Source organism: Cnuella takakiae (assembly GCF_001953305.1).
GTDB classification, from domain to species: Bacteria; Bacteroidota; Bacteroidia; order Chitinophagales; family Chitinophagaceae; genus Flavisolibacter; species Flavisolibacter takakiae.
In genome coordinates, this window is sequence record NZ_MTFE01000010.1 from 1970147 (window position 1) to 1978316 (window position 8170).

Consider the following 8170-nt stretch of genomic DNA (forward strand, 5'->3'; position numbering starts at 1 on the left):
TTTTTGGTTGCGCAAGTTAAGAAAGCATATACGACCTTCAGCGGCTTGTTATGCCGAACTTGTTTCGGCATCCCCTTGTACTCCCAGTGCTCCGATGAAAGCAGGAGATCCGGACATGCGTCGGCATGACAGCGTCCTCAGGTACTGTCATGCCGCCTTTTTCCCGGTCACCGCCCATTTACAACCACCTCACTCCACAACAACCACCTCTCCATTCATCCGGGCTAGCGGTTGCTCATTGCCTACTGATCTGAGCACCACTGGGCCGCTGGCAAAACTCCCTTTTTGCTCTGCTTGTATGCGACAGGTAAAACGGTGTTTGCCAGGTTGCAATAGGGGCAGGTGCAAGTTAACAAAGCCCGGTTCAGCTTGCATTTGGCGGGTAAGCGGTTTGAAACCTGCCGGAACACCAGTCGAAAGATGCAGGTCTTTCAAAGACTTCGTGGTATTTATTTCTATAGTCAGTTCCAGTTGGCTTCCCTGCGCAACACGCAGTCCTTCGGTGAGCGGTTGGGTGTTGCCGTCTTTTACTCCTGACCAGGTTCTGGTGAGAATAATGCCTTCGGGTTGCACATCGCTGCTTTCGTCTACATAGTGCCATACAACCCGGGTGAGCAATGGCCCCTGACCCTGTTGCCCGATCTGGATTTTGCCCAGTGCCGGCTGTACCAGGCCACCGGCTATGCTGGTATCATAAAAAAAATGACTCGTTGCAGCGAATAGAGGCAGCTTGCCTAATTGAATGTTTGCATTGGTAATAGCCATTGATGAAGCTTTTTCCAATAAAAGCGCATAGGCATTGGCGGTAGAATGGTTCGTTTCACCTGATAATTGCTCCAAAACCTGAATGGAAATCGATTTCATGTTTGCTGTGTCATTTGCCAGCAGGGCATATTCCAGCATCAGGCTCTGTGTTGACACAAGGGAAGGATCTGATGCTTCATTTTGCAGTTGTTTGGATTTTGCCAGTTGGTACACCTGAGCGCCTGCTTCCTTTTTGCCCATGCGTTGCAACAGCACGGCGGTCATTGCCTGAACCCAGTGGGGCTGGGTGCTCAGGGATGCACTGATCCATTGTTGGTTTTTGGATGCACTAACCGGCAGCCCGGCCATCGTTTCCAAGTAGGCCATAACAACGGTTGGCAATTCGTGTTGGGTGCGTTGCAGGTAACTAATAACTTTTTTAAAAGCGTTTTGTTCCTCCCTGCTGGTGGTTGCTTTCAATTGGCGCAGCCGGGCCAGGTTGAGGCCAACCTGCCAGGAAGTAAGGGCATCTAGATTGCCACCGGGCAGCAGGCTGAACCCGCCACTGGTCTGTTGCAAGGAAAGTAGCCTGGCGAACAACCGGCTGGTTGTTGTATCCAATGCTTTAGTGGATAAATGGGCTATTTCTCCGTATGCTGTTGGATTGTTGGTTGCCAGTTGCTTGAGCATATGGGCTGCAAATAACTGCCGGCCCAGGTCTATTGCTGTTATGCTGTTTGCCTCCAGTTGTTTGGCCAGGGCTGCATAGGCAAAAACTTTTGGCGATGCAGCCGCTTCAATGTGCAAGGCTGCATTTTGACGGGTATCTGTTGTGCCGCTTTCCAGCAGTGCAGGAAAGGTAAAGTTGCCTGCACCACTGAATAAAGCTGTTTTGGAAAACGGTTGCAATACCGGCAGCACGGGAAAGCTGCCACTGGTGATCAGGGAGTCGGTGGGGGTGCGTACAATAAAACGCCAGGCTGCTTTTTTGAAAAACTGGTAGGGCACTTCAATGGGGAAGCTGGCCACCGCTGCCTGTTTGGCTTCTGCCGTAAAATATTGGTTGGGAAATACATTCTGGAACCAACCGTCGATGCTGACACCGGTTTCCGCGTCTGTCAGTTGTAGTTCGGCCTGGCCGGTTTGATCCTTGCTGCCGCTATTTTGGATGGTGAGTTGAAATTCCATGCGGTCGCCGTTGCGGAGAATGGCAGGTATGGCGGGCTGGAGTAGTAAGGATTTTTGGGCCTGTGCAGAGCTGGCTATGAAGATCAGTATGCAGAATAAAAGTGTTCTCATGTAGGGTGGCAAGTTAAGCCAGCGCGGAGGATTTCTTGCAACGACGCAACGGAGCAACGAAGGGTTTCACGCAAAGGCGCGGAGGAGCAAAGGCGCAAAGGTGTTTTTCAGGTATGCCGGAAAGGGGTGATAGGGGTAAGCAAAAGCATTTAGAATTTTCCTTTGTGCTTCCTTCCTGTCTTCGGGTCATTGTGGTTCAATATAAAAAAAGCGCCTCCCGAAGGAAGCGCCTATATTTTAAGGCTTAAGCCAGTAGCCAGCAGCTAAAAGCCAACAGCCAACTGCTAAATGCTAACAGCTTATTTACCCAGTACAGCAGCCATGGTCTTACCAATTTCGGCGGGGCTGTCTACTACATTGATACCGCATTCTGCCATGATCTGCATTTTGGCAGCGGCAGTGTCTTCGGCGCCACCAACGATGGCACCTGCGTGACCCATACGGCGGCCGGGAGGCGCGGTTTGGCCGGCGATGAAACCAACTACGGGTTTCTTGTTGCCGGTTTCCTTGATCCAGCGGGCAGCTTCGGCTTCCATGCCGCCACCAATTTCACCAATCATTACGATGGCATCGGTTTCAGGGTCGTTCATGAAGAGCTCAACGGCTTCCTTGGTGGTCGTACCGATGATGGGGTCTCCGCCGATACCGATGGCGGTAGAAATGCCCAGGCCAGCTTTGGCTACCTGGTCGGCAGCTTCGTAGGTGAGGGTACCCGATTTGGAAACGATACCTACGCGGCCTTTCTTAAATACAAAGCCGGGCATGATACCTACTTTGCACTCGTCGGCAGTGATTACGCCGGGGCAGTTGGGACCGATGAGGCGGGAGTTCTTGCCTTGCAGGTAGTTTTTAACCTTCACCATATCTGCTACAGGGATGCCTTCGGTGATACAAACCACCAGGGCTACACCTGCATCGGCAGCTTCCATTACCGCGTCGGCAGCAAATGCCGGGGGAACGAAGATAATGGATACATTGGCGCCGGTTTGTTGTACGCAAGCAGCCACGGTATTGAACACCGGGCGGTCGAGGTGCGTAGTGCCACCCTTGCCGGGTGTTACACCGCCTACAACGTTGGTTCCGTACTCAATCATCTGAGAGGCATGAAACGTACCCTCGGTGCCGGTAAAACCCTGCACCAATACCTTGGAGTCTTTATTTACAAGAACGCTCATCGGAAAAATTTAAGTGGGGCAAATGTAAGGAGTTTGCGGTTTGGGGGGGGTTGTTTTTAGTTTCTGGTACTTAGTTAGAGCAGTCGGGCATTTTTGCTAACCAGCTAATTGTTCAGTGATAATGGTTGCAAACCGGCTTTAACCAAAAACCAGAAACAAAAAACCAGAAACCCAAAACCCTCCCCCTTTCAACCCCAACCCCCAAACTCCAAACTCCGCACTATCTTTGCCGTCTTTATGGAAACCTATCAGCAACTTCAGGAAGCGGCTGCATACCTGCAGCCCTTTGTTACCAATAGTCCCAAAGTAGCCGTTGTACTGGGTAGTGGCCTGGGCAATTTTGTGCAGGAGATCGTAGTGGAAAAAGAAATTGCCTACAGCGATATCCCGCACTTCCCCGTATCTACCGTTGAAGGACACTCGGGAAAACTGATCATCGGGTCGGTGGCGGGTAAACCCATCCTTGCCATGTCGGGACGTTTCCATTTTTATGAAGGTTACAGCGCCACACAAGTGGTATTCCCGATCCGTGTAATGAAGTTGCTGGGTATTCAAACCTTGTTGCTCTCCAATGCTGCCGGTGGCGTCAATGCCAACTTTAAAGTAGGCGACCTGATGATCATCAACGATCATATTTCTTTTGCCACCATCAACCCGCTGCTGGGCCGCAACGACAACCGTATGGGTCCCCGCTTCCCCGACATGAGCGAGCCATATAAAAAATCGCTGATCCAAAAGGCTGTTGAAATTGGCCAGGAAAATAATATCCTGCTACACCAGGGCGTTTACTTCGGCGTAACAGGGCCCACCTTTGAAACCCGTGCCGAGTACAAACTCATTCACATCCTGGGTGCCGATGCCGTGGGTATGAGCACCGTACAGGAAGTAATCGCCGCCGTGCACATGGGAATGGATGTTTTTGCCATGAGCGTAATCACCGACCTCGGCATCCGCGAGGAAGAAAACGTGATTACCCACGAAGAAGTGCTGGAGGCTGCCAATGCCGCCGAACCCCTGTTCTCTACCGTATTCCGTGAGCTGATCCGTTCGCTTTAATTCTGAAGGAAATATTTTGATGCGTTTTGTAGCCCTGTTCACCGCCCTTTTCCTCTTGTTCCACACTGCCGCCAATGCCCAGATGCCGGGTGTGTTGCGGCGTATACCCCGTGGCGGGGGAGGAGGTATGGGCGGTGGTGGTGGCGACTCGCTGCAGCGCCGCGATCGTAGCGAGGACAGCGTGAACCTTAGTTTCCGTTTTCTCGACTCCAACTATGTACACCGGCTCGACAGCAGCCTGAACGATTTTACCGTACGCCAGCCCATCCCGGCACATCATACCTACCTGGGCAATGTGGGTACGGCTACCCGCTCGCTGCTTTTTGCTCCCGGCAACCGCATCGGGTTTGACCCTGGCTTTCATGCTTTTGATGTGTACAAATGGGACCTGGAAACCCTTCCTTTTTACAATACCTCCAGGCCTTTTACCCAACTGGGTTACCTGCTGGGCGGCAACCAGCAACAGCAGATTGAAGTGCTGCACACGCAGAATATCCGGCCCTACTGGAACTTCTCGCTCCATTACCGGCTGATCAACTCGCCGGGTTTTTTCAAAAGCCAGAAGACCAACCACAATAATTACCTGTTCAACTCTTATTACCAGGCACCAGCCAAGCGGTACAATAATTATTTCGTGGTGCTGGCCAATTCCCTGCAAAGCGGGGAGAACGGCGGCATACAGGGGATGCGCTATCTCGATAGCTCCCTTTTTTCCGACCGCTTCAATATCCCCGTGCGGCTGGGTGGCGACCCCGAGTTTGGCCGCGACTTTTTTAATAGTAATATTTCCACCGGCAACCGCTACGTTGAGTTTCACGCCCTGATGCGGCAGCAGTACGACCTTGGCCGCAAGGATTCTATTGTAACCGATTCCTCGGTAATCCCGCTGTTTTACCCAAGAGTGCGTTTTGAGCATACCCTTCATTACAACAGCAGCAGCTATCGCTTTTTCGACCAGATTGAGGCTGATACCGCTTATTACGAAAGTTTTTACAAGTACAAGCCGCCCACCGACAGCATGAACCTGCAGGACCGCTGGCGCATCCTGGAAAATGATTTTTCCATTTACCAGTTCCCGGATGCCAAGAACCTGCAGCAGTTTCTGAAGCTGGGCGCACAGTTCCAACTGATACAGGGCCAGGTAAAGAGCAAGGTAAACCTGTTCAACATCATTGGCTATGCCGAGTACCGCAACCGTACCCGCAACAAGAAGTGGGAGCTGGAAGCATCGGGCCGGCTGCACCTTGGTGGTTACAATATCGGCGACTACCGGGCTTATGCATCCCTGCGCCGCAACGTGCCGGGGCTGGGTTCTTTGCAAATTGGCGGCGAGAACATCAACCGCTCGCCTTCGTTCCAGTACGATACCCGCAGCCAGTTTTACCTCGATGCCGCCAAGGAGTTTAATAAGGAAAACAGGAGCCATTTCTTTGGTAACCTTTCCATCGAAAAGCTGCGCCTCCAGCTGTACGGCGATTATTACCTGGTAGCCAATTACCTCTACCTGAAGGATTTTTACAAGCTCCAGCAGGAAGGTGCCCTCTTCAACGTGCTGCGGGTGGGGGCCTCCAAAACCTTCCGCCTGGGCCGCTACTGGCGCCTCTACAGCGATGTGCACCTGCAGCAGAAAACCGGGGATGCGGAACTGAATATTCCTTTGCTTTTTACCCGCAACCGACTGGCGTTTGAAGGATTGTTTTTCAAAAACCTCAACCTGTCCACTGGCGTGGAGATGCGGTACCATACGCCGTACGAGGGGGATGACTACTCGCCGGTGCTGGGCCGCTTTTTCTACCAGGAAGGGTTTACCATCAACAACCGCCCCGACGTGACAGGATTTTTCCATTTCCGCATCCGCAATTTCAACGGCTATGTACGTGCCGAGAACCTGAATGCATTTGAACTGGGCGATAATCCCGGTTTCACCGCCAACAACCTGGGCGCACCTGAGTACCCTTATCCGGGTATGGTCATTCGTTTTGGTTTTTACTGGACTTTCCTGAACTAGGGAGCGCAGACCACAGACGAAGGACCACGGACCACGGGACAATGGCAACTAATCACACGCGTCTCTTTTGCTTCGTCGTCCGTCGTCCTTGTTGTCCGTCGTCTTTTTAGCAAACATTTGCCACCCGGCTGACCTTGCTCAACTTTATAAAACCATATTCCGGCCTATATTTGTGCTGTTCATGAAACGCATCTGGGTTACCATATTGCTCCTCGCTTACTTCACTGTTAGTACGGGTTTCGTTGTGAACCTGCACTATTGCATGGGTGATTATGCCGGTATGGAAATAGGGCACCCAGAAAAAAAGGATTGCGGCAAATGCGGCATGCCCCTGAAGAAAAAGGCGGGCTGCTGCGACGATGAAGTGAAGCTGCTGAAAGTAGAACAGGACCAGAGCGCCGCCACTTTTGCCGTGTTTCATTTTGGTGTGGCCCTGGATCTTCCGGTGCCCGCCTTTTTCCCCTTTGAAGCCGCTGAGCAGGTAGCTTTTTACCAGGCCACCCCTGCCCATGCACCACCGCTGATAAGTGAGCAGGATACCTACCTGCAAAACTGCGTTTTCCGTATTTAAGCTGAGGTGACTGCCGGTACCCCACCGGTACCTATTCGTGCGCCTGCACGTGCATGCCCCGCATGCTCCTTATTGTCACACATCAACTTAAATCACTATTATCATGAAAACGCTTCAAGCATTTTTCCTCTCTTTTGTATTCGTTGCTTTCTCCTCTGTTTCTTTTGCCCAAACCAAGAGCGATACCCTCAATGTATCGGGTAACTGTGGCATGTGTAAAAAGAAGATCGAAACTGCCGCCAAAGCCGCCGGTGCTTCTTTTGCCTCCTGGAGCCCTGATAGCAAGCAACTGGTGATCAACTACAGTCCCGCCGCTACCAATTCGGTTAAGGTGCAGCAAAGCGTGGCTGCTGCCGGTTACGATACCCCCGAAGTAAAGGCCAGCGAAGCTGCCTATACTAACCTCCACGAGTGCTGCAAATACGACCGCACTGCCAGCGCCAAAGCCGGCAATTGCTGCGCCGATGGTACCTGTGCCAAGGACGCCAAGTGCTGCCAGGACGGACAGTGCGCCAAGGATGGTTCCTGCTGCGCAAAAACAGACGGAACCGCCTGCTGCGAGCCCGGTGCCGATTGCTGCAAAGACGGCAAGTGCAGTAAGCATGCCGCTAAGAAAGCCTAACACTTTAATTGACCCTAGACGATGGACGATAGACCATGGTCCATTGTCCATCGTCTATGGTCCAACAACCATACAACATGAAAAAGATTCTTTCCCTTATAGCCTCCTTCTTCCTTGCTTTTGGCGCCAATGCCCAGGTACAGGAAGCCCGTCTCCAGGCCAGCGGCCTCACCTGTTCCATGTGTTCCAAAGCGGTGCTGAATGCATTGCAGAAAATTCCTTTTGTACAAAAAGTGGATGTAGATATCGACAAGCAGGAGTATACCCTTGCATTTAAAGCAGGTGCTGCTGTTGACCCCGACGCCCTGAGCGGCGCTGTGGAAGATGCCGGTTTTTCGGTTGCCAAACTGGACCTGACTGCTAAGCTGGATCCTCAGAAAGTCGAAAAAGACAAGCACATTACCATTGGTGGTAAAACCTACCATTTCCTGAATGCTAAAGGCCAGGAGCTGCCTGCCACGGCTACCTTCAAGGTGGTGGACAAATCCTTTGTTTCGGAAAAGGAGTTTAAGAAAGTGAGCAGCCTTTCCAGCATGGCCTGTGTAATAACCGGTAAGATGGAAACCTGCTGCACCAAGGCGCCGGGCGCCGCCGCCAGGGTGTACCATGTAATGCTGTAATCCAATTGCTTCTTTGCGCCTTAGCGCCTATGCGAGCAAATTTGCTCGCATAGGCGCTAAGGCGCAAAGTGCTCC

7 protein-coding genes are annotated in these 8170 nt (G+C 52.0%); 5 read left to right on the forward strand and 2 right to left on the reverse strand.

Annotated features, from left to right (window positions below; all coding sequences use genetic code 11):
- Window positions 1-189: 189 nt before the first annotated feature.
- On the reverse strand, window positions 190-2043 hold the full coding sequence (locus BUE76_RS08635; RefSeq protein ID WP_073042616.1) for an alpha-2-macroglobulin family protein: 1854 nt from the start codon (window positions 2041-2043) through the stop codon (window positions 190-192).
- Between the two features lie 299 nt (window positions 2044-2342).
- The gene (gene sucD / locus BUE76_RS08640) at window positions 2343-3218 is read right to left on the reverse strand and encodes a succinate--CoA ligase subunit alpha (protein WP_073042614.1); all 876 of its coding nucleotides are present in this window, start codon (window positions 3216-3218) and stop codon (window positions 2343-2345) included.
- Between the two features lie 237 nt (window positions 3219-3455).
- Between sucD and BUE76_RS08645 the strand changes: the two genes are divergently transcribed.
- The 5 genes from BUE76_RS08645 (at window position 3456) to BUE76_RS08665 (ending at window position 8095) form a co-directional block, all read left to right on the forward strand.
- The gene (locus BUE76_RS08645) at window positions 3456-4274 is read left to right on the forward strand and encodes a purine-nucleoside phosphorylase (RefSeq protein ID WP_073042674.1); all 819 of its coding nucleotides are present in this window, start codon (window positions 3456-3458) and stop codon (window positions 4272-4274) included.
- Between the two features lie 19 nt (window positions 4275-4293).
- Window positions 4294-6282: a putative porin gene (locus tag BUE76_RS08650; RefSeq protein WP_073042612.1), complete on the forward strand. Its 1989-nt coding sequence runs from the start codon at window positions 4294-4296 to the stop codon at window positions 6280-6282.
- A 181-nt stretch (window positions 6283-6463) separates the two neighbouring features.
- A complete protein-coding gene (locus BUE76_RS08655) occupies window positions 6464-6853 on the forward strand; it encodes an HYC_CC_PP family protein (protein WP_073042610.1) in 390 nt (129 codons plus the stop codon).
- A 103-nt stretch (window positions 6854-6956) separates the two neighbouring features.
- Window positions 6957-7475 carry a cation transporter gene (locus BUE76_RS24735; protein ID WP_073042608.1) on the forward strand — a complete coding sequence of 173 codons (519 nt, stop codon included), beginning with the start codon at window positions 6957-6959 and terminating at the stop codon, window positions 7473-7475.
- A gap of 77 nt (window positions 7476-7552) precedes the next feature.
- Entirely contained in the window at window positions 7553-8095 is a 543-nt protein-coding gene (locus tag BUE76_RS08665) for a heavy-metal-associated domain-containing protein (RefSeq protein WP_073042606.1), read from the forward strand.
- Window positions 8096-8170 lie beyond the last annotated feature (75 nt).

Excerpts from the sequence above, each read along its gene's own strand:
- BUE76_RS08635 (WP_073042616.1), bottom strand. The coding sequence starts at position 2,043 with ATGAGAACACTTTTATTCTGCATACTGATCTTCATAGCCAGCTCTGCA.
- sucD (WP_073042614.1), bottom strand. The coding sequence starts at position 3,218 with ATGAGCGTTCTTGTAAATAAAGACTCCAAGGTATTGGTGCAGGGTTTT.
- BUE76_RS08645 (WP_073042674.1), top strand. The coding sequence starts at position 3,456 with ATGGAAACCTATCAGCAACTTCAGGAAGCGGCTGCATACCTGCAGCCC.
- BUE76_RS08650 (WP_073042612.1), top strand. The coding sequence starts at position 4,294 with ATGCGTTTTGTAGCCCTGTTCACCGCCCTTTTCCTCTTGTTCCACACT.
- BUE76_RS08655 (WP_073042610.1), top strand. The coding sequence starts at position 6,464 with ATGAAACGCATCTGGGTTACCATATTGCTCCTCGCTTACTTCACTGTT.
- BUE76_RS24735 (WP_073042608.1), top strand. The coding sequence starts at position 6,957 with ATGAAAACGCTTCAAGCATTTTTCCTCTCTTTTGTATTCGTTGCTTTC.
- BUE76_RS08665 (WP_073042606.1), top strand. The coding sequence starts at position 7,553 with ATGAAAAAGATTCTTTCCCTTATAGCCTCCTTCTTCCTTGCTTTTGGC.